This window comes from Undibacterium sp. KW1, from assembly GCF_009937955.1.
Classification (GTDB): Bacteria; Pseudomonadota; Gammaproteobacteria; order Burkholderiales; family Burkholderiaceae_D; genus Undibacterium.
Window position 1 is genome coordinate 1,912,039 of the sequence record NZ_AP018439.1, and the last position, 19,771, is coordinate 1,931,809.

Below are 19,771 nucleotides of genomic sequence, written 5' to 3' on the forward strand. Positions count from 1 at the left end.
GTAACTTAGGCAGCCTTGCTTTCGGACTGCGCTTCACTGGCGATGCGCTCGTGTTCTGCTGCCCAGGCTGCATCAATGGCACCGACTTTGACAAACGCCGGACGGCTACAGACGCGTTCAATGTAATTCATGACGACAGGCGATTCAGGCACGAGCTTGAACATGGTACCCCAACGCAAGGCATTGCCCCAGAGTACATCTGCTGCAGTGAATTGCTCACCCAGTAAATATGGCCCTTTTTCCAGTTGCGCCTTGATGATACCCAGCATGGTGTCAAAATCACCGTAAGGGCACATCGAAGGCATTGCTGGCGGATGTTGCGCAAACTTATCTACCAGCGCAGGCTCGTAACAAGCCGCATAGTAGGCCATCCAGCGCAGATAAGGACCGCGCAACTGGCTATCCAGCGCCGGTGTCAGGCCTGCCTGCGGGAACAGGTCTGCCAGATACAAGAATACTGCCACTTGCTCGGTAATGAGCTCGCCACGATGCTGTATTGCAGGCACTTTACCCATAGGGTTGATGGACAGATAGGCGCTTTGTCTTTGCTCGCCAGCTTTCATGTTCAAGACATGTAATTGATACGGTGCGCCTAATTCTTCCAGCAAAACCAGCGCACCGGTAGCGCGGGTTTGTGGAGAGTAGAACAGGGTGATGTTGTCTGTATTGCTCATGATAAGACCTTTCTTTTATCTCGGAGGCGGAATTGCCTGGCCGTTGATATAAGAATATGTCTCTATACCTGACATCTTTTGTCAGGTTAGCTTATTATTCTTTTATATTTTAAAAATACGGCAAAAGGATCAGTTTTTACCATGCGTGCCAGCCGACTTATCTCCATCCTGACTATCCTGCAGGCACGTGGTTTTGCCACCGCGCCAGAACTGGCTGATGAATGCGCAGTCAATCTGCGCACTATCTATCGAGATATCGACGCCATGAGTGAGGCGGGCATCCCCATCTATAGCGAGCGTGGCTCTGGTGGCGGCTATCGTTTGCTCGATGGCTACCGCACCCAGCTCAATGGCTTGTCCGCCAAAGAGGCCGAGGCCCTGTTCATGAGCGGGCTGGCAGGAGCTGCAACGGATATGGGCTTGGGTTCAGTCATGATGGCAGCACAAAACAAGCTGCTGTCAGCCATGCCCGCCTCTTTACGTGAAGGTGCGCAGCAAATGCGTTCGCGCTTTCATCTCGATGCACCAGCCTGGTTTGGTCAGTCAGAGCAACCTGCACACTTGCCCAAGGTTGCCGATGCAGTGTGGGAGCAAAAGCGCATGCAGATACGGTACCAGAGCTGGAAGGGAATCAAAGAGCGCGTTGTCGAGCCCCTTGGCCTGGTCATGAAAAGCGGCTCCTGGTATCTGGTCGGGCAGGTGGATGGCACGCCACGCACTTACCGCATCTCACGCATACTGGAATTAGCTGTACTTGAAGAACGCTTCGAAAGACCGGCGCCTTTCGATCTGGCAGCCTACTGGCGCAAATCTACCGAGCGCCTGGAGCAGGACATGCACAGGAATATGGCGACCGTGCGCCTGTCACCAAGAGGGGTGAAATTCAGGGAGCACTTTCTGTCGCCCTATGTTTTTTCTGAAATGCAGTTGGCCAGTGAACTTGACGGGGACGGCTGGTGCAGGGCGACCATGCCCGTAGGTTCCCTGATGATGGCATGTGCAGAAATTCTGCGCTTTGGTGAAGATGCCGAAGTGCTGGAGCCGCCAGAGCTGGTGAGCAAGGTGAGGGAGCATGTAGAAAAGATGGCGATGATTTATAACAGACCCGCATAGACACGGCAGGCAAAAAAAGCCCACAACCGTTGCCAGTTGCGGGCGAACACCTTTGGAGAGGAATACTTCAAACCCGGTAGAACAATCTTCTGCTCTTCCCAGATACGCAATATGAAAAAATCAAATTACGAATTAATTATATACATTTTATCGATAAAATATAGATAAAAAGATTTTATTGTGGCTTTTCTGCGATATTTCTCTCCGGAATTGATCAACGACAATAGTCGTGGCGATAGCTAAGGTTTGTTGGGTTTGCTGCTTTTCATGCTCAGAGTCTTCAGGTAGGCGATCAGGTTTTTCCTGTCACCGTCTTTACTGACGCTGACATCCATTTGTTGTCCAGGGATATAGGCTTCAGGGTCTTGCAGCCAGCGGTCCAGGGTTTTTTCATTCCAGATTATCCTGGCATTGCGCAAGGCAGGTGAATACTCAAAGTCTGCAATGCTGCCAGCCTTGCGGCCAAATACATTGGCATGCCTGGGGCCGATATTGTTGGCTTCTACAGTATGGCAACCCAGGCAGCGCGATTCATAGATGATTTTGCCAGCCTGTATTTCATCTGTTTTGGTTGCCATTGCGTCAGCGGCGATCAGCGCGATGCCGAATGGCAGCAGGCATATGAGCAGTTTTCTAAAACTATTATCCAGCTTTGATTTTTCCTGCTGCACGGGCAAGACCCTGGCATTGAAAAGATCCGTCATCATTGATACGCCAGTACAGTTGCCCTCGGCGCGGCACGGCATGTGTTGCAATAAATTGGACAGCGCCCGCCAGCCTGAATGGAAATATACAAATTTGTCATGATGTTCTCTTCGTATTCAAATAAGCAGCCCTGTTGCTGCTTGGGAATATACGCAGGCAGGTGCAGACTGGATTCACAATTTTTCAAAATTGCACGAAAGCAATCAAAATGTTAATTACTTGTTATTTGAAATGGTGGGAAGAAAATACAGCAGGAGGGGCGTATTGAAAGAGGCGAGTTAAATTGGATTAAGCTGGATTTAAGGTGATTGATCTTGATTGAGCCGGATTAATGTGAATCTGGCTCAATCACGTGCATCAGGATTGCGAACGATCTTATTTCTTTGCTGCAAATGCCAGCAAGTCCGCCATCGAACCGGCAAAGACATCGGTATCTACACTACCGGTGACGCCAGCCACGCTACCAGATTCAGAATTTTGCCAGAATGTCCAACTGCTCCAGCCAGTGGGAATTGTTGGCTGCGAAGCACCATATTGCGCAATCCACAATGCATACCTCGAAAAACTGTTATTCATATTCTGGTTCCAGAACGATGGTCCGGTATAAATCATCGGTGTGCGACCCAGTGCCTGTTCTACCGTGTTGAGCCAGATTTGCAGGTTAGCCGCCAGCGTGGCATTACCAAAACCACCTTTATTGATTTCAATATCGACTACCGGGGGCAAGTCGCCAATGGCAATACTGCCTACCGCCTTGATGAAATTATTCGCCTGCGTCACAGGGTCATCATTACTCTCATAAAAATGATAAGCCCCGCGCAATATGCCCGCTGCCTTGATACCAGACCAATTGGTCTTGAACTGTGGGTCAGTATAGGTATTGCCATCTGTGGCCTTGGCAAAGGCAAAACTAATACCTGCACTTTTGACCGCAGTCCAGTTGACTGTGCCTTGATAGTGGGAAACATCAATTCCCTGCACCTTGTTGTTGATTGCCATACATATCTCCGCTGATGAATTCAGGGTTAAATAACAAATCGTTAAGATAACAGGAATATGGTTAATTATGCAAAAACAAGATGTTTTTCATGGGTGTTTTCTGACTTTTCCTTGTATGCCTGGTTCTGGCTGCCTACCCTGATTCATGGGTAAGCGATGAAAAGAGTGTCCATCAAAGTCAGGGAGCCTGAGCATGAAATTCATATTGCTAATTTTGCTTTGCCTGTGCGTGCCAGCATTGGCGGCAGATATCATCGACGTCAGCATTTATGCCGACGAATCTTATCCACCGTACTCATACAAAGAAAATGGCGAGGCCAGAGGCATTTATCCTGCCATCTTCAGTAAAGCCTTCGAACGTATGCCTGCTTACAAGGTGCACATCAAGCCAGTACCCTGGAAGCGCGGGCTCATGCTGATGGAAACCGGGCAGGGGCTGGCTTTGTTTCCACCCTATAACCGGCCACTTGAGCGCCCTTATCTTAACAATTCCGAGCCTGTGCTGACTGAACAGGTGGTGGCTTTTTGCAGTGAGATCTCCATGAAGGGAAGAAAACATCCCTCAAGTTGGCCCGAAGATTTCCAGGGACTGAAAGTTGGCATCAATGCCGGATTTCAAATCGGTGGCGACAAGTATAGAAAAGCCGTCAAGGATGGCAAGATGTTTGAAGACCAGGCACCCAGCAACCGGTCCAATATACTCAAGCTCTTGCTGGGACGTATAGATTGCTACGTCAATGACCGTCTGTCCATCTTGTGGGAGATAGAGCACATCAAGGCGGATGGCGTTTACGCTGACAGTAGCCAGGCCATCGTCGAAGCTGCAGTCATTAGCCAGGAGCAGGCTTACCTGGGATACACCAATCGCGATAACGGGCGCTATCCCTACAAGCCTGATTTCATGCGTGCGCTGAACCAGATACTGACAGACATGAAGAAGTCGGGCGAGATACAGAAAATTGTAGAGGATGTGCTGAGCAAATAAAGGGCACGGAATTACTTTGCAAGTTCGCGTGAACCAGGGGACGAGTCAGGCCCGGTATCAGAGGCTTGAACATAAGGTGAGTCTGTGGAACTATACGGCATGCATGGCGGGTAATGTCGCCGTGCATACCCAACCTGGTCAACCTTAGAATAGTGATACATGAACATACACCTGTCCCTGATGCCCATCCTTGCCCTTGTCGCTGGCATTTGCATACTGATCAAACCCAAGCTCGTCAGCTTCATCGTGGCGCTTTACCTGATAGCCATAGGCCTCATCGGTATTCTTGGACTTGGACGGTTTGGTCTGCATTTGTAAACGAGACCAGGCAATCAGCTGCGCAGGTTCAGGGCTGAACCGGGCAAAGACATCGATTAATGAGGAGTTGGCAAAGATGACGGCTGCATCGATTTACCCACTCGAAGGTGGTTGTGATTGCGGCATGCTGCGCTATCGCATGCTCAGTGCGCCGCTGATCGTACATTGCTGTCATTGCCACTGGTGTCAGCGTGAAAGCGGCACTGCCTTTGCCCTTAATGCCATGATAGAGGCTGACCGTGTCATTCACACCGGGGCAGAACCTGAACTGGTGGAGACGCCATCAGCCAGTGGCAAAGGCCAGAAAATTGCGCGCTGCCCGCATTGTCGGATAGCCATCTGGAGCAATTATGCGGGTGCCGGGCCTTTGTTACGGTTTGTACGGGTAGGTACGATTGATCAGCCAGACCACCTGCCGCCAGACATTCACATTTATACCGAATCAAAGCAGCCATGGCTAAATCTGGCTGGAGACATACCCGTGATGGCTCAGTATTACGACAGGGACTTATATTGGTCTGCTGCCAGTCTGGCCAGACGGCTTGTACTGTTGCCGCAAATCGAGGCTTATCAGGCAAGAAAATCTTAGAAACCGCTTATTTCTATTCCCGTCAGGATGAATTGATTGCTGCCTGGCTCTGGTCTCATGAACTCATAAGCTTACGTAGCCAGTTGTCGGGCAGCCTGTTGATATTGGCGTTATTTTTTTACAGGCAAATAATTCGTACTGTAAGCCGGACGCAGTTTGGTACGCAAATAAAGCTTTGCTGAGGCTCGCCAAAGATCACGCATAGCGAATCGCCTGCCCAGGCATAAACTGTAAAGACAGATGTCGATTCTGTATGGCCTTCAAATGAAGTACTGGCTTTGTACCCATGGACTGTTCATGAGTACCCGAATGAACGGCTGCGTCATTGTAGATATTTGCGTAATTCGGTAAAATAAATTCAAATCAGTACAATATTTTGCGGAACGAGCAAAGATGGGCTAAGCTCACCCAAAGAGTGACATGACCATGCTGGATGAAATCAAAACCTTTATCGCGGTTGCTACTGAAGGCAGTTTCAGTGCTGTTGCGCGCAGCCATGATCTGGCGGTCTCTTCCATTACCCGCAAGCTTGATGCACTGGAGGCCGATCTGGGTGTCAGGCTGTTTGCCCGCAGTTCGCGCTCCATCACTTTGACTGATGCCGGTAATCAGTTTTTGCCGCGTGCCCGTACCATCGTTGCTGAAATGGAAGAGGCCAGGCATGTGCTGGCTGACCTGCATGCTGATCCGCGAGGTTTGTTGACGGTAACAGCGCCGTCAGCGTTTGGCCGCATGCACGTAGTGCCTGCATTGGCCAGTTTTCTTGAACGCTATCCTTTGATGCAGATAGATTTGCATCTCAGCGATGATTTCGTCGATTTGCTCACGCGCAGGGTGGATGTGGCGATACGCATAGGTGTGCTGCCTGATAGTGACCTGGTTGCTACCCGGCTGGCGCCGATTAATCGGCTGGCTTGTGCCAGCCCGGCTTATCTGGCTGCGCATGGGCGGCCAGACTCTCCCGAGCAATTGCTGCAACACAATTGCCTCAATATCGCATCGACACCCTTGCCGTATGGCTGGTGGAGTTTTGCGGGTGTCAGGAATGAGGCGGCCTTGCCAGTCAAAGGCAATTTCAAAAGTGATGATACCGAAGCGCTGCTCGCTGCCGCAGTAGCGGGTATGGGCATTGCACATCTTGCCAGCTGGATGGTGTGTGACATGCTGCGCTCAGGCAAGCTGGAACTCTTGTTCCCCAACTTGCCCATGCCCGCCAAAGCTGCACAGACTGGCATACATGCGGTGCGTATGCCCGGGCGTTCGCATACTGCCAAGGCGCAGTTGTTTATCGCCCATCTCAAGGCTTGTTTTGGTGAGGAGCCGTATTGGGAAGATTTTTAAGCAATGCTCAGGATGGTGCCAGTCGCGACTATCCTGCGTACTGATCTTCAGGTTTGGGCTAAATAAGGGGGCGGGAAGAGCAAGTAATCTTGCAGAACAGCCTGCGTTGGCATTGCTGCCCACACCAGGCTGTTACATTTCGTCAGTCAGGCTGACGAGCTAGGCTGATGTTAGCCTATGCAGCCAGCGCAACGATAGCGTGGTGTGTAGAACAGGTTGCAGGAATCCTGGTTGCCATTCTGGCATTCTTCAAACCAGGCTACACAAGTCTCACATGGAATAAGGGCAGATGCGCTGCCTGCGAAACCGAAAGCAATTCCAACGCCGACAAAAAATGTAAACAATGCTTTTTTCATTTTGCTCATTACTGACTCCTGGGGTTGTATGAAAGTCAAATGTCGTTGTGTCGAGAGTAATCTCGACGCGTTGATGCTATGTTAACAATATCAAGAGGTCAATATTTATTTATTGAATATACTTATTAAATATTTATATTGACAATATTTGTCTGTCCGGAATATTGTTCACAACTGCTGGTCGTGACTCAGGCCATGGAAACTTGATTGCAGTTCATCAACGCCTGGCCTGCAATCGTTGTTTGGCTTATCAATGGAAGGTGGAAAAATGCTGAAACAGAGACTGAAATCAATCGCTTCATACGCTTTGATCCTTGTCGCTGGCCTGGCTGTTGGGCTGGCAGCGGCTAATGTCCCGCGCTGGCTGACGCCGGCTTATATTGAAGGGGATTACAAGGCGTATTTCCCTGATGCAAAGACCAAGGTCGTGCTGTATGCGACAGCTACTTGCCCATATTGCGCCAAAACCCAGGAATACCTGAAGGCGAAAAATATCGCCTACGTCAAATTTGATATCAATGAATCAGAGCAGGCACGCAAGGAATTCAAGCAGTTGAAAGGAGAGATCGTACCGCTGATACTGGTTGGCAACCGCCAGATAGCCGGGTTCAAACCTGAAGTTCTGGATTCAGCATTACAGCAACTGCATTAGTGCAAGGCGCTGATTGTCTTGCAAGTGCCAACCTTGCGTAAGCCGACGCGATTACCATCGTCGGCTTTCTGCTGACTTTCTGCTGAATTAGACTGTTCAGATAAAATGACAGACATAATCGAGGGTATCAATAGTCTCGATTTCAAAACGTGAATTGGCCGGGACGTTGAATTGCTGGCCAGCTTCATAGGTATTCCATTCCGTTTCACCTTGCAAACGTATGCGGCATTTGCCTGCATTTACTTCCATGATCTCCGCTGCCGCCGTATTGAATACCAGGCTCGACGGGAAGATCACGCCTATGGTTTTTTTGCTGCCATCGGCAAACAAAACCGTGTGGGATACGCATTTGCCATCGAAGTAGAGATTGGCTTTTTTAACGACGCTGACTAGATCAAATTGGGTAGACATTTTTTAGATTCCAAGAAAAAACGACCCGCGCAAATGAATGGGCGGGTCGTGCGGGATAATAAACTCAGGTGATTACTGACCGCGTTTTGCGCGGGCATTGGCTGCAATACGCATGCGCAATGCATTCAGCTTGATGAAGCCGCCAGCGTCTGCCTGGTTGTAGGCACCGCCATCTTCATCAAAGGTTGCGATGTTCATGTCGAACAGCGAATCGGTTTTGGAGTCGCGCGATACCGTGATGACATTGCCCTTGTACAGCTTCAGGCGCACCCAGCCATTGACTGTGTGTTGGGTATGATCGATCAGGGTTTGCAGAGCGACGCGCTCTGGAGCCCACCAGTAGCCGTTATAAATCAGACTGGCGTAACGTGGCATCAGGTCATCTTTCAGATGGGCGACTTCACGGTCCAGGGTGATGGATTCTATCGCACGGTGCGCGCGCAGCATGATGGTGCCGCCCGGCGTTTCATAGCAGCCGCGGGATTTCATACCGACATAGCGGTTTTCCACCAGGTCCAGACGACCGATGCCGTGCTTGCCACCGAGGCGGTTCAATTCTGTCAGTACCGTCGCTGGCGACATGCGTACACCATTCAGTGCAACGATATCGCCGCGTTCAAATTCTACATCCAGGTATTCTGGCTGGTCTGGTGCAGCTTCTGGGCTGACAGTCCAGCGCCACATGGATTCTTCAGCCTCAGCACTTGGGTTTTCCAGGTGGCGGCCTTCAAAACTGATGTGCAGCAGGTTGGCATCCATGGAGTAGGGCGCGCCACCGTTTTTATGCTTCTGGTCGATTTCTATGCCCGCATCTTCCGCATATTTCATCAGTTTTTCGCGGGACAGCAAATCCCATTCACGCCATGGAGCAATGATCTTGATACCTGGCATCAACGCATAGGCGCCGAGCTCGAAACGCACCTGGTCATTACCTTTGCCAGTCGCACCGTGGGAAATGGTGTCTGCACCAGTTTCTTTGGCGATTTCGATGAGGCGCTTGGCGATCAGTGGGCGGGCGATGGACGTACCCAGCAGGTATTCACCTTCATACACCGTATTGGCACGGAACATAGGGAAGACGAAGTCGCGTACGAATTCTTCACGCACATCATCGATAAAAATATTTTCAGGCTTGATACCAAACTTAATGGCTTTGGCACGCGCTGGTTCCAGCTCTTCACCCTGGCCCAGATCGGCAGTGAAAGTGACGATTTCACACTGATAATTATCTTGCAGCCATTTCAAAATGACAGAGGTATCCAGGCCGCCAGAATAGGCGAGGACGACTTTTTTAGTATCGCTCATGATGTGCTTTCAAAATTAAACTAACTTTATGCTGAAGACCAAAAAGCTCACCACAGAGACACAGAGGAAGGAGAAGATTCTGGTAGGAATCTTCCGTTTCGCAGGCGAATGGCATGCCATTCGAATTCCCTGCTACACCACAGAGAAAATCATGAGAGAGCACATCATTCATTTACCTGCTTCTTTGTTTCGATGGCAGAGATTTATTTGATCTTATCTTTCCAATACAAATACGATTTAGCAGAGACAACAATTCATACGCAGAGGTTTAACTGATTAAAGAGTAAACGTATTTCAACAAGATTTTCTCCGGTTTTTCTCTGTGTCTCTGTGCCTCTGTGTTGAGAGGTCTTTTTCAAAAATTACGGTGTTCAAAACAAGACTAGCGAATCTCGCCCACCACCAAATATTCCAGCAAGGCTTTTTGCACATGCAGGCGGTTTTCGGCTTCGTCCCAGACTACCGACTGCGGGCCATCTATCACGCCGGCAGACACTTCTTCACCACGGTGTGCGGGCAGGCAGTGCATGAACAGGGCATCGGGATGGGCGCGGGCCATCTTGGCTTCATCGACTATCCAACCATCAAAGGCTTCCAGGCGGGCCTGGTTTTCATCTTCATAACCCATGCTGGTCCAGACATCGGTATTGACGAGATCGACACCTGCGCAAGCGTCGGATGGGCTGTCAAATACCGTGTATTGAGACGGGTCTGCCGTCACCTGCGCCATATCAATGTCGTAGCCTTTGGGCGTAGAGATGTGCAGATGGAAGTTGAACACCTGCGCTGCCTGCAGCCAGGAGTACAGCATATTATTGGCATCACCTATCCATGCCACTTTTTTACCAGTGATGGAACCACGGTGTTCTATATAAGTAAACACATCGGCCAGTACCTGGCAGGGATGATGCTGATTTGTCAAGCCATTGATGACAGGTACGCGCGAATTCGCGGCAAAGCGCTCTATCATTTCTTGCTCAAAGGTGCGGATCATGATGATGTCACACATGCGTGACATGACTTGGCCTGCATCTTCTACCGGTTCACCACGGCCCAACTGGCTGTCGCGGGTATTCAGGTAAATCGCTGCACCGCCTAGCTGGTGCATGCCTGCTTCAAAGGACAGGCGGGTACGTGTCGAGTTTTTCTCGAACACCATGACCAGGGTTCTGTCCAACAAAGGGTGATAGGTCTGATAAGCCTTGAAACGCTGTTTGATGATGCGGGCACGCTGCATCACGTATTCAAACTCGGACAGGCTGAAATCGGAAAACTGCAGGAAATGTTTGATAGCCATAAATAAAACGGGCAGCAAGTTAAGCTTGCCGCCGCTTGTCATAACTGCTTAATTATAAGGGATTAATCGAGGCTTCCCATATTAAATTCTGGGAGCAGGCAAATTTGACCCTTTTTACGTGGGTTTGCCCATAAAAGAAGATCTTGCACTTCTTGTTACGGCCTTCTCCCAAAGCTTAGCATCAAATGATGGTTTTAGGCAGATACAAGGAATCACCCTCGCAATAAGGGGCGTTTTTGAGAAGTTGCCGCAAGGAAAATTGCATTTGTGAACTTTCGTCAACTAGCTGGAATTTCATATTGGTTTGTTTAAACTAGATTTCATTGCTGTATTTGCATAAATATTTGGTGATTAGCGCCGCGGTTGCGCGAAATTCCGATGGAATTGTAAGCAAATGCAATCAAGTGTTAATAAATGAAACATTTTGTAGATGAAGTTCGCCTGATAAGTCTTCCAGAAATGATGAGGGACTCAACAGCGAATATTTTTTAAATGATTTTGTAAAGAATACAAACTATGAGCGCTCTGTTAGCCGGACTGACCGTCCTGATCATTGGCGATAGCCATATGTCCACCCCGGATTACCTGATCACCACTTTGCACGACGACTTGATGAGCAAGGGTGCCGTAGTGTATTCCTTCGGTGCTTGCGGTGTTGCTGCCGGTGACTGGATGGTGAAAAGCCAGTCCCCTTGCGGTGGTGCTGCACGTATCAAGGATGGTCCGGTAGAAGTGAAAACCGGGCAAGATGCGATGACCCGTCCCTTCAATGAACTGGTCAAAACCTACAAACCTAATCTGGTGGTTGTCGTTAATGGTGACACCATGGCATCTTATGCTGCGCCTGAATTGCCGAAGACATGGATCTGGCAACAGGTATCCCGCCTGACCAAAGGCGTTAAAAACAATGCAGTAGGTTGCGTCTGGGTTGGCCCAGCCTGGGGTACTGAAGGCGGCAAGTTCAACAAGACTTTTGCCCGCGCTAAAGAAATGTCAGGTTATTTGTCTGAGATCGTCGCGCCTTGTACTTATATCGATTCTCTGACCATGTCCAAACCGGGTGAATGGGCATCTTCTGATGGCCAGCATTTTGATCTGGCTGGTTACAAAGCCTGGGGCACTGCAATTGGCAATGCCATTTCTTCCCCTGCGGTTTTGCAAACCATCAAAAAATAATTACGGACTCTGACCCACATGAAAAAGCTTATCTTTGCTTGCCTGACTTCAGCCTTGACTCTGGCAGCGCATGCTGACAATCCTTTGTATGAAACCGGGCCAGCCCAGGATTCATCCTTTGTCAGGTTCCTCAATGCAAGCGAAGATAAAGCGAATGTGGTCAATGGTGCAGCCAAAGTAGCGTTGGCTGCCCAAGGTGACGCCAGGGTTTCCCGTTTTTACTCCGTCAAGGCGGGTGCCAAGCTGGCAGCCAATGTGCAGGTCGGTAACGCCAAGACTTCTGTCGAAGTCGTTGCCAAGCCAGGTGAATTTGTCACCATAGCGATTGTCAGTAATGGCACCGGCATAACAACGGTGGTAGTCAAAGATACGCCGACAGATTTCAATGCCAGCAAAGCTTCGGTTGCCTTGCTCAATCTGGACAGCACTTGCAATGCCGCTGGTTTGAATGTGGCAGAAAAAAATACCGCCATACTGGAAGCAGTGAAACCAGCCAGCCTGCAGCGGCGCCTGGTCAATCCCATCAGCCTGAAAACCCAGGCGATTTGTGATGCCAAGGACGTGGGTAAGACCATAGACCTGGGTCAGTTGCAACCAGGCGAGCGTTATAGCGTGGTTGTCATGCCTGGCAAAAAAGCACGCCAGACTTTCTTTGTACGCGACAGTACGTCCTGATCTGATTACGGGTTCTGGCCATGGTATTTGCGTCCCTGGAGTTTCTGACTCTCTTCCTACCCCTGTTCTTTGCGCTTTATCTCGTCACGCCCCAGCGCTTTCGTAATCACACTTTATTGGTAGGCAGCTGGCTGTTCTATGCCTGGTGGACACCAAAATTCCTGTTGCTGATTATCGCTTTGACGGTACTCGCCTGGGGTGCAGCCATACTGATAGACAAGAGCCAGAGCGAACAACGCAAGACCCGCTTGATGGTGATTGCCATCGTCCTCAATCTGTCATCGCTGGTCTGGTACAAATACACCAATATGCTGGTGTATTCACTCAATACCATTTTGACTGGCCGCGACATGCCCACCATACCGTGGGAAAACCTGATGCTGCCGATAGGCCTGTCCTTCACGGTCTTGCATGCGATATCTTATATCGTTGATGTACGCCGCAAAACGGTGGATGCGCAGTACAGCATCATTTCTTTCAGCGCCTATATGGCGATGTTCCCGCATCTGATCGCCGGCCCGATTGTGCGCTACAAGGTCATTGACACCGAATTGCGTGAACGTGTTTTTTCCATCGACAAGTTTGCTGCCGGCGTGCGCCGTTTCATGGTCGGCTTTTCGATGAAGGTTTTGATTGCAGATACTTTGTCACCCATCGTGACCCTTGGTTTTGGCCTTCATAATCCCAGTTTGATCGACGCTTGGACCGCTTGTGCGGCCTACACCCTGCAACTGTATTTTGATTTTGCCGGCTACAGCGCCATGGCGATAGGCCTGGGCCTGATGCTGGGTTTTGATTTCCAGGAAAATTTCAATAATCCCTACCTGGCCGTGTCGATACAGGATTTCTGGCGACGCTGGCACATGACCTTGTCGTCATGGCTGCGTGATTATCTGTACATCAGCCTGGGCGGTAATCGTGGTGGACCAACCCGCACCTACATCAATCTTTTGCTGACCATGGCAATCGGTGGACTCTGGCATGGTGGTGAAAACTGGAATTACCTGATCTGGGGGATTATCCAGGGCACCGCGCTGTGCTGTGACCGTGCATTTACCCAGCGTGGTTTGTCCATGCCCAATTATCTGTCGCGTACCCTGACCTTATTCGTCGTCATGCTGGCGTGGACAGTTTTCCGTTCTGAGAGTTTTGCTACTGCTACAGATATCTGGGCAGGCCAGTTCGGTATGCACGGTGTCGCCATGGGTGACGCGATTGCCCAGGCGCTGCGCCCCAGTATCATCTTGACCTTTGTGCTTGGTCTGATTTGCGTGGTTTATCCTGCCACCAAAATTGGCAAGCAGGGCGGTCTTGGTTTTGCAGGCTGGAGCATGACCTGGCCAGTGCTGACTTTTGCTTATGCTATCGTGGTTCTGGCCGGGCAAAAAGCAATTCCCTTCCTGTATTTCCAGTTTTAGGAGATCATCATGAGTGAGTGTTTTAGTTTTGATCCCAAAAAAGCTGGCTGGACACGCTTTATCCCTGTTGCTGCCTTTGGCGTCATCATGCTCGGTGGCTTTGCTGTTACCCAGACATCTTTACGCGAAGTGCCAGAAGAAAAATGGGAAGGCATAGGTAAAATACACCGTCTGCTGGATGGCGAAGCAACGCGGCAGTTTTCAACCCAGTTGAATGAGCACTTCCTGTTAAGCAAACCGTTTGCAAAAATTGAACGCGGCGTCACCTGGACTATCGCCGGTGACACCGGCGCTTCTGTGCGTCGCGGCTGCGATGGCTGGTTGTTTTTGTCAGATGAGCTGACACCGTATGCGCATGCTGCAGAAAATGCCGCCGCCAGGGCCAGGATCATTACCCAGACCGCCGCTGACCTGCAAATGCGCGGCATCAAACTTGTGGTTGCTGTCGTGCCAGATAAAACCCGCATAGAAGAAGATCATCTGTGTGGTTTGCATCGTCCCGCGGCATTTGCCAATCGTTTGAATGATTGGGTCAGTACCCTCGCAAGTAACAAGGTCGAAGTGCTGAACTTTGCACCGGCCTTGGCAGCCATGAAAGAAGAACGTTATTACCGTAGCGACTCACACTGGAACGAGCGCGGCGCCAACGTCGCAGCGACAACCCTGGCAGACCGCCTGCAATCTTTGAAGCTGGTCGATAAGCCAGCAACTGCACCTGACCCCAAAGCCATACAAAGCAATACAACCGAGCGTTCCGGCGATCTCATGCGCGTTTCCAATCTTGAAGGCCTGCCAGCATGGATGCGTCCAGCAACAGAAGTTACCCAGGTCAGCAAGGTTGCTCCAGTCGCTGTTGCCAGTGATGATTTGTTTGGCGATGCAGGCTTGCCGACCGTGGCCCTGGTTGGCACATCCTTTAGCCGCGCTGCGAATTTTGTCCCTTTCCTGAGTCAGCATCTCGGTGCCCCGGTTGCCAACCTGGCCAAGGATGGTGGTGATTTTGATGGTGCAGCTTACGCGTACCTGAACAGCAAAGAATTCAAAACCCAACCACCTAAAGTCGTAGTCTGGGAAGTGCCAGAGCGCATGCTGCAAAAAACACTGACTGTATCAGAAAAAAAATGGCTGGAGACTTTTAAGTCATAATCCTGATTTGCTTGGGATTTAGGCCATGCTAAATTCACGTCAGCAGTTGAGCATGTTTGTACCTGTGCAAGCTGCCATAGAGTTGGAGCAAGTGCGGCGCATAGTCGATCCTGTGCAGAGTAGTCTTATCCCGGCACATATAACTTTATGCCGCGAAGATGAACTGGGGGATTTACCCGCGATCAGGAGCAGGCTGCAAAGCTTGCACCTGCCTGCCATATCTTTGAGTTTTGCTCCTGCAGAAATATTCTACGAGCACGGACTGATCATGCATTGCGTAGCAGGGGAGGATGCATTTCTTCATCTGCGTGAGTTTGTGCTGGACTCAAAAGACATCAGGGCGCAGCGCCCACACCTGACCCTGGCCCACTCCAGAAACCCCAAGGCTCCCAACAATTCTCTTGAAGTTGCGGCCAGCCTGCCGACACCCTTGCAGCTTGTTTTTCCCAGCATTTGTCTGATAGAGCAAAGCAGCAATCATCCCTGGCGCGTTCTGGAGACTTATGAATTTAGTGATGGTGCATGAGCTACCTCCAGCGGTATTTTTTTCGGCATATGATATGCTGAACTTTCACTTGATACCGTGGCGTTGAATTTTCACGAAAAAATTCCTTCAGCGCGCCAACATTGCTTATGAAAGCCGAAATACAAACAAATAAAATCGTCGTTTTGTCAGGCTCTGGCATCAGCGCCGAGAGCGGAATTCCCACTTTTCGCGATGCAAGGCCTGTGGCATAACTATTCATGGGAAGCTGTGGCCAGTCCCAGCGGTTGGCGCGCTCATCCTGAAGTCGTGCTGGAATTTTATAATGAACGCAGGTTGCAGGCAGCCGAGGCACAACCCAATGCCGCACATTTTGCTCTTGCTGAACTTGAATCAGCTTACGAAGTGGTTGTGATCACCCAGAATGTGGATGATCTTCATGAGAGAGCTGGTTCTTCAAACGTCATTCATGTACACGGGCAGTTGAACCATGCACGTGGCACTTCTGAAGCGCGCAGGCGTTACCGTATTGATGCCGCGCCTATACAATTGGGGCAGCTCTGTGAAGATGGCACCCAACTTCGCCCCGATATAGTCTGGTTCGGTGAAGATGTTGAATATCTCGAAGAGTCCAGAAGACATATCGCAACCGCTGCCAAGGTCCTTGTGGTAGGTACCTCGTTGACTGTTTTTCCTGCGGCCTCGTTGGTCAGGGCCGCGCGGGGCAGGGCGGAGAAAATACTGGTTGCACTGGCAATGGACAAGCTGCCTTATGGCTTCAGGTTCATGCGTGGCAAGGCAAGCAGTATTGTTCCATTCTTATGCCAGGGCTGGTTGACCGAGCACCAAAATGAGGATCGGTATCCTGATTCAGATACGCACGCTTCCTGACGGGAATGGGAAAATTAATACAGCCATTTCCTCACAAGCCCGGTGCCGTGGCGCTGAGCCAGCAGGTCCAGGCCTGCGTCTTCGTCCTCATGTATTTCTGCGAGACAGCGTATCATCAGTGCATCCAGATAATCATCTACTGAATTGAAGAAGGGGCTGAGCATGCTGCCATCATCATGGTCAAAATAAAAGACTTCGCCGCTGTCACGGAGAAAGCAAAACATATTGCCGTTACCCAGGTAGTCACCAAAGACTATCATGTCTTCAAACAGCTCCAGCACTTGCTCATCTTCGTGCTTGAACATATCGACGATGCCTGGGTACGCTTCCAGCAAAGGCTGGATAGGGGTATCGTTATCCAGGCTGACACTGCATAATTTTTCTGCCAGTGACAGAACACCAAATTCAAGGTGATAAGCTTTCAATGCAGATGGTAACTGGCAAGATAAACGTGTTTCCAGATCGAGAAGATCAGACTCACTGACTGGCGCAAAACGGGCCTGGGTGGCATGCCCTTCCCATAGGACGGAGTAAGCGGTAATGACGGCACGATACCAGTCTGCGCGTTCAATAGCTGAGGTTAATGTTGGCCAGCTTAAACTTGGGCAGCCTGGTGGTGGCCAGTGGTCTGAGTTCAATTCATCTTGCATAGTAATTTTACTAAAGCCAGATATCAATATCCGATCGTCTGCTTCGACTCATGCACCAGTTGTTCAAACATATCATGCCGCATGGTAGAGATTTCCCCGTCCTTGACAGCAGCCAGAATTGCGCAACCAGGTTCGGTGTGGTGGTGGCAATTATAGAATTTACACTTGCCCAGATGTGGTAAAAACTCTGGAAAGGCGCGTTCCAGCATGCCTTCACTGAGGTGGTGCAAACCAAATTCCTGAAAACCCGGGGAGTCGATCACGTAGGAGTTCTCATCCATGTGATACAGGCGGGTGAAGGTGGTCGTGTGTTTGCCAGTGTCCAGCGCTGCAGAGATTTCGCGCGTCGCGATTTCTGCATCGGGGATCAGCAAATTGATCAGTGAAGACTTGCCCATCCCAGACTGGCCGATCAGGATAGTGCTTTGCCCCTGCATCAGATTGTGCATTAGCTGGCGTGTACCTTCCGGATCTGTTCTGACCGATACTTCATGTACCGGATAGCCGAGCTTGGTATACAGGCCAACGCGCTCTCTTGCCTTGGGTAGGGAGGCTGTGACATCGACCTTGTTCAAGATAAGATGCGGTTTGATGCCCGACGATTCCGCCGCCACCAGGGCGCGCGATACCAGGTCATCGGTGAAGCTTGGTTCAGTCGCGACAACGATCAGCAACTGCGTCAGGTTTGCTGCCAGCATCTTGGATTTGTACTGGTCAGAGCGGTACAGCAAAGTCTTGCGCGTGGTGATGGCTTCTATCACGCCCTGGTTTTTGGATGTCAGGGCGTATTCAACAATGTCACCTACCGAGACATCGCTCTTCTTGCCACGGGTGACGCAATGAAGCTTGATTTGTACGCCATCTATCTCTGCTTGAACCAGGTAATGGCGGCCATGAGCAGCAATGACCAAAGCTTGTGGACGCGCCATCAGGAAAAACTCTGCTGAAAAATCGCATCTATCTTGGCCGCACAGATAAAGTCATTTTCTGAAATGCCACCTTTGCCATCATTCACGGTATGCGTATCAAACTTGATGACGCAACGGTTATAGGTTACCACCAGTTCAGGGTGATGATCTTCCGCATGGATCACATAGGCTATCGCATTGATGAAAGCCAGGGTTTCATAATAATTCTTGAACTGGAAAGTCCTGACGATGCGCGGGCCATCTTGCGTCCATTGTGGTGTCGCCGCAAAGTAAGCTGGCAGGCTGGCATCGTCGAGGCCGGTTTCTGTATGCTGGGATTTCTTCGCCAGCAGGTCTGTGAATTTGATCATGGTGTCTCCGTTATTGTGCTGCCAGCAGGTGGTTGATACGCACCGATGCTGAGGGATGTGAGTCATAAAACGCCGAATGCAGGGGATCAGGCGTCAGGGTAGAGGAATTGTCGTCATACATCTTGACCAGGGCAGTGACCAGGTCATTGGCATTCGTGTGTTTGGCGGCAAAGGCATCGGCTTCAAATTCATGTTTGCGTGAAGTGATCGCACTCAGCGGCGAAAACAGGAAAGTAAACACCGGCAAGACCAGCATGAATAAAATAATCGCCATCGCATCATTTTGCGCCAGCAGCAAGGGATCGACACCCAGGCCAGTGTAGAACCAGACTTGTTCTTTAAAAAAGCCCAGCATAGCCATGAAAACCAGCGACAAGGCAAACATGACGGCCATGCGCTTGATGATGTGCTTGAGCTTGAAGTGACCGAGTTCATGGGCCAGCACGGCCTCAATTTCATTTGGTGCCAGGCGTTCCAGCAAGGTGTCATAAAATACGATGCGCTTGGCGCCACCAAAGCCGGAGAAGTAGGCATTGCCATGGCCAGAGCGTTTTGAACCGTCCATGACAAAGATGCCTTTCAGGGCAAAGCTGACGCGCTTGCTCAGGTTTTCTATGCGTTCACGTACTTCTTCATTGTCCAGCGGCCAGAATTTGTTGAACAGGGGAGCGATCACTACCGGGAAAATCAGCATGATTAACATCTGGAAACCGATGAAGAATGCCCAGGCATATAGCCACCACAGGCTGCCAGCTTTTTCCATCAGGGTCAGTATCACCCATATCAGGGGCAAGCCCAGTACGGAACCTATCAGGGCATTTTTGATCATGTCAGTGAAAAACAGGCTCAGCGTCATTTTGTTGAAACCAAATTTTTCTTCCAGCACGAATTGTGAGTAATAGCTGAATGGAAATTCAATCACACTGCTGATGATGGTAAATGCCACCAACAAGCTGATCTGATACCACATGCCGGGGCCAGTAAGCTTGACCAGATGCACAGACAGCCATTGCAAGCCTCCAAACAGGGTAAAACCCATCAGCACGGCTGCATTCAACAGCAGCATGGCCATACCCAGCTTGGTCTTGGCAATGGTGTAGTCCGCCGCCTTTTGATGAGAGGCCAGACCTATCTTTTCTGCGAATTGCGCAGGCACAGCAGCACGGTTGCGCAGGATGTGGCGAATATGGCGGGAGCCCAGCCAGAACTGAATAATCAGTGCCAGCAGCAGGAAGGAAACGAATAAAACCGAAAAAACGGATGAAATCATGGGAAAATGTGACATTCGATAAGTAATAGCCAAGGAA

Annotated in this window: 23 protein-coding genes; 12 read left to right on the plus strand and 11 right to left on the minus strand. The window is 50.2% G+C overall.

Features of this window, described 5'->3' with window-relative positions; genetic code table 11:
* Positions 1 to 5: 5 nt before the first annotated feature.
* Positions 6 to 674 carry a glutathione S-transferase family protein gene (locus UNDKW_RS08420; protein WP_162058338.1) on the minus strand — a complete coding sequence of 223 codons (669 nt, stop codon included), beginning with the start codon at positions 672 to 674 and terminating at the stop codon, positions 6 to 8.
* A 141-nt stretch (positions 675 to 815) separates the two neighbouring features.
* Between UNDKW_RS08420 and UNDKW_RS08425 the strand changes: the two genes are divergently transcribed.
* Entirely contained in the window at positions 816 to 1,787 is a 972-nt protein-coding gene (locus tag UNDKW_RS08425) for a YafY family protein (RefSeq protein ID WP_162058339.1), read from the plus strand.
* A 239-nt stretch (positions 1,788 to 2,026) separates the two neighbouring features.
* On the opposite strand, the gene UNDKW_RS08430 is transcribed toward UNDKW_RS08425, so the two are convergent.
* Both UNDKW_RS08430 and UNDKW_RS08435 read right to left on the minus strand, forming a co-directional pair.
* On the minus strand, positions 2,027 to 2,494 hold the full coding sequence (locus UNDKW_RS08430) for a cytochrome c family protein (protein ID WP_162058340.1): 468 nt from the start codon (positions 2,492 to 2,494) through the stop codon (positions 2,027 to 2,029).
* A gap of 373 nt (positions 2,495 to 2,867) precedes the next feature.
* The gene (locus tag UNDKW_RS08435) at positions 2,868 to 3,491 is read right to left on the minus strand and encodes a glycoside hydrolase family 25 protein (RefSeq protein ID WP_162058341.1); all 624 of its coding nucleotides are present in this window, start codon (positions 3,489 to 3,491) and stop codon (positions 2,868 to 2,870) included.
* Between the two features lie 193 nt (positions 3,492 to 3,684).
* On the opposite strand from UNDKW_RS08435, the gene UNDKW_RS08440 reads away from it, so the two are divergent.
* The 4 genes from UNDKW_RS08440 (at position 3,685) to UNDKW_RS08455 (ending at position 6,724) form a co-directional block, all read left to right on the plus strand.
* Positions 3,685 to 4,476, plus strand: a complete 792-nt coding sequence (locus UNDKW_RS08440; RefSeq protein WP_162058342.1) for an ABC transporter substrate-binding protein — start codon at positions 3,685 to 3,687, stop codon at positions 4,474 to 4,476.
* Positions 4,477 to 4,635: 159 nt separating this feature from the next.
* Positions 4,636 to 4,794 carry a DUF3096 domain-containing protein gene (locus tag UNDKW_RS08445; protein WP_162040668.1) on the plus strand — a complete coding sequence of 53 codons (159 nt, stop codon included), beginning with the start codon at positions 4,636 to 4,638 and terminating at the stop codon, positions 4,792 to 4,794.
* Positions 4,795 to 4,870: 76 nt separating this feature from the next.
* Positions 4,871 to 5,383 (plus strand): GFA family protein, encoded by a 513-nt coding sequence (locus UNDKW_RS08450; protein WP_162058343.1) that lies wholly within the window; start codon positions 4,871 to 4,873, stop codon positions 5,381 to 5,383.
* Between the two features lie 420 nt (positions 5,384 to 5,803).
* Positions 5,804 to 6,724: a LysR family transcriptional regulator gene (locus tag UNDKW_RS08455; protein ID WP_232063309.1), complete on the plus strand. Its 921-nt coding sequence runs from the start codon at positions 5,804 to 5,806 to the stop codon at positions 6,722 to 6,724.
* A 170-nt stretch (positions 6,725 to 6,894) separates the two neighbouring features.
* Here the strand turns inward: UNDKW_RS08455 and UNDKW_RS08460 are convergent, their stop codons facing one another.
* The gene (locus tag UNDKW_RS08460) at positions 6,895 to 7,089 is read right to left on the minus strand and encodes a hypothetical protein (RefSeq protein ID WP_162058344.1); all 195 of its coding nucleotides are present in this window, start codon (positions 7,087 to 7,089) and stop codon (positions 6,895 to 6,897) included.
* A 259-nt stretch (positions 7,090 to 7,348) separates the two neighbouring features.
* Here UNDKW_RS08460 and UNDKW_RS08465 point away from each other — a divergent pair, with 259 nt between their 5' ends.
* Positions 7,349 to 7,732, plus strand: coding sequence for a glutaredoxin family protein (locus UNDKW_RS08465; protein WP_162058345.1), 384 nt, complete (start codon positions 7,349 to 7,351; stop codon positions 7,730 to 7,732).
* 96 nt (positions 7,733 to 7,828) lie between these two features.
* Here UNDKW_RS08465 and UNDKW_RS08470 read toward each other — a convergent pair whose 3' ends face one another.
* The 3 genes from UNDKW_RS08470 to argF form a co-directional block, all read right to left on the minus strand.
* A complete protein-coding gene (locus tag UNDKW_RS08470; RefSeq protein WP_162058346.1) occupies positions 7,829 to 8,143 on the minus strand; it encodes a pyrimidine/purine nucleoside phosphorylase in 315 nt (104 codons plus the stop codon).
* A 72-nt stretch (positions 8,144 to 8,215) separates the two neighbouring features.
* Positions 8,216 to 9,448, minus strand: coding sequence for an argininosuccinate synthase (locus UNDKW_RS08475; protein ID WP_110257440.1), 1,233 nt, complete (start codon positions 9,446 to 9,448; stop codon positions 8,216 to 8,218).
* Positions 9,449 to 9,830: 382 nt separating this feature from the next.
* Positions 9,831 to 10,745, minus strand: coding sequence for an ornithine carbamoyltransferase (argF, locus tag UNDKW_RS08480; RefSeq protein WP_162058347.1), 915 nt, complete (start codon positions 10,743 to 10,745; stop codon positions 9,831 to 9,833).
* Between the two features lie 516 nt (positions 10,746 to 11,261).
* On the opposite strand from argF, the gene UNDKW_RS08485 reads away from it, so the two are divergent.
* From UNDKW_RS08485 to UNDKW_RS08510, 6 genes are all read left to right on the plus strand, one after another.
* The gene (locus UNDKW_RS08485; RefSeq protein WP_162058348.1) at positions 11,262 to 11,921 is read left to right on the plus strand and encodes an SGNH/GDSL hydrolase family protein; all 660 of its coding nucleotides are present in this window, start codon (positions 11,262 to 11,264) and stop codon (positions 11,919 to 11,921) included.
* 18 nt (positions 11,922 to 11,939) lie between these two features.
* Positions 11,940 to 12,596 (plus strand): alginate O-acetyltransferase AlgF, encoded by a 657-nt coding sequence (locus tag UNDKW_RS08490; protein WP_162058349.1) that lies wholly within the window; start codon positions 11,940 to 11,942, stop codon positions 12,594 to 12,596.
* 20 nt (positions 12,597 to 12,616) lie between these two features.
* Positions 12,617 to 14,014, plus strand: a complete 1,398-nt coding sequence (locus UNDKW_RS08495; protein WP_162058350.1) for an MBOAT family protein — start codon at positions 12,617 to 12,619, stop codon at positions 14,012 to 14,014.
* Between the two features lie 9 nt (positions 14,015 to 14,023).
* Positions 14,024 to 15,160 (plus strand): cell division protein FtsQ, encoded by a 1,137-nt coding sequence (locus tag UNDKW_RS08500; RefSeq protein ID WP_162058351.1) that lies wholly within the window; start codon positions 14,024 to 14,026, stop codon positions 15,158 to 15,160.
* A 25-nt stretch (positions 15,161 to 15,185) separates the two neighbouring features.
* Positions 15,186 to 15,686, plus strand: a complete 501-nt coding sequence (locus UNDKW_RS08505; RefSeq protein WP_162058352.1) for a 2'-5' RNA ligase family protein — start codon at positions 15,186 to 15,188, stop codon at positions 15,684 to 15,686.
* 192 nt (positions 15,687 to 15,878) lie between these two features.
* Complete coding sequence (locus tag UNDKW_RS08510; protein WP_197893120.1) at positions 15,879 to 16,535, plus strand: Sir2 family NAD-dependent protein deacetylase; 657 nt, start codon at positions 15,879 to 15,881, stop codon at positions 16,533 to 16,535.
* Positions 16,536 to 16,549: 14 nt separating this feature from the next.
* On the opposite strand, the gene UNDKW_RS08515 is transcribed toward UNDKW_RS08510, so the two are convergent.
* Genes UNDKW_RS08515 through UNDKW_RS08530 form a run of 4 tightly spaced genes read right to left on the minus strand, consistent with a single transcriptional unit; the run spans position 16,550 to position 19,734 of the window.
* Complete coding sequence (locus UNDKW_RS08515; RefSeq protein WP_232063310.1) at positions 16,550 to 17,185, minus strand: SMI1/KNR4 family protein; 636 nt, start codon at positions 17,183 to 17,185, stop codon at positions 16,550 to 16,552.
* Between the two features lie 23 nt (positions 17,186 to 17,208).
* Positions 17,209 to 18,114, minus strand: a complete 906-nt coding sequence (gene rsgA / locus UNDKW_RS08520; RefSeq protein ID WP_162058353.1) for a ribosome small subunit-dependent GTPase A — start codon at positions 18,112 to 18,114, stop codon at positions 17,209 to 17,211.
* Positions 18,114 to 18,464, minus strand: coding sequence for a 4a-hydroxytetrahydrobiopterin dehydratase (locus UNDKW_RS08525; RefSeq protein WP_162058354.1), 351 nt, complete (start codon positions 18,462 to 18,464; stop codon positions 18,114 to 18,116). Before UNDKW_RS08525 ends, rsgA begins: the two co-directional genes overlap by 1 nt.
* 10 nt (positions 18,465 to 18,474) lie before the next feature.
* Entirely contained in the window at positions 18,475 to 19,734 is a 1,260-nt protein-coding gene (locus UNDKW_RS08530; RefSeq protein WP_162058355.1) for a M48 family metallopeptidase, read from the minus strand.
* Positions 19,735 to 19,771: the final 37 nt, after the last annotated feature.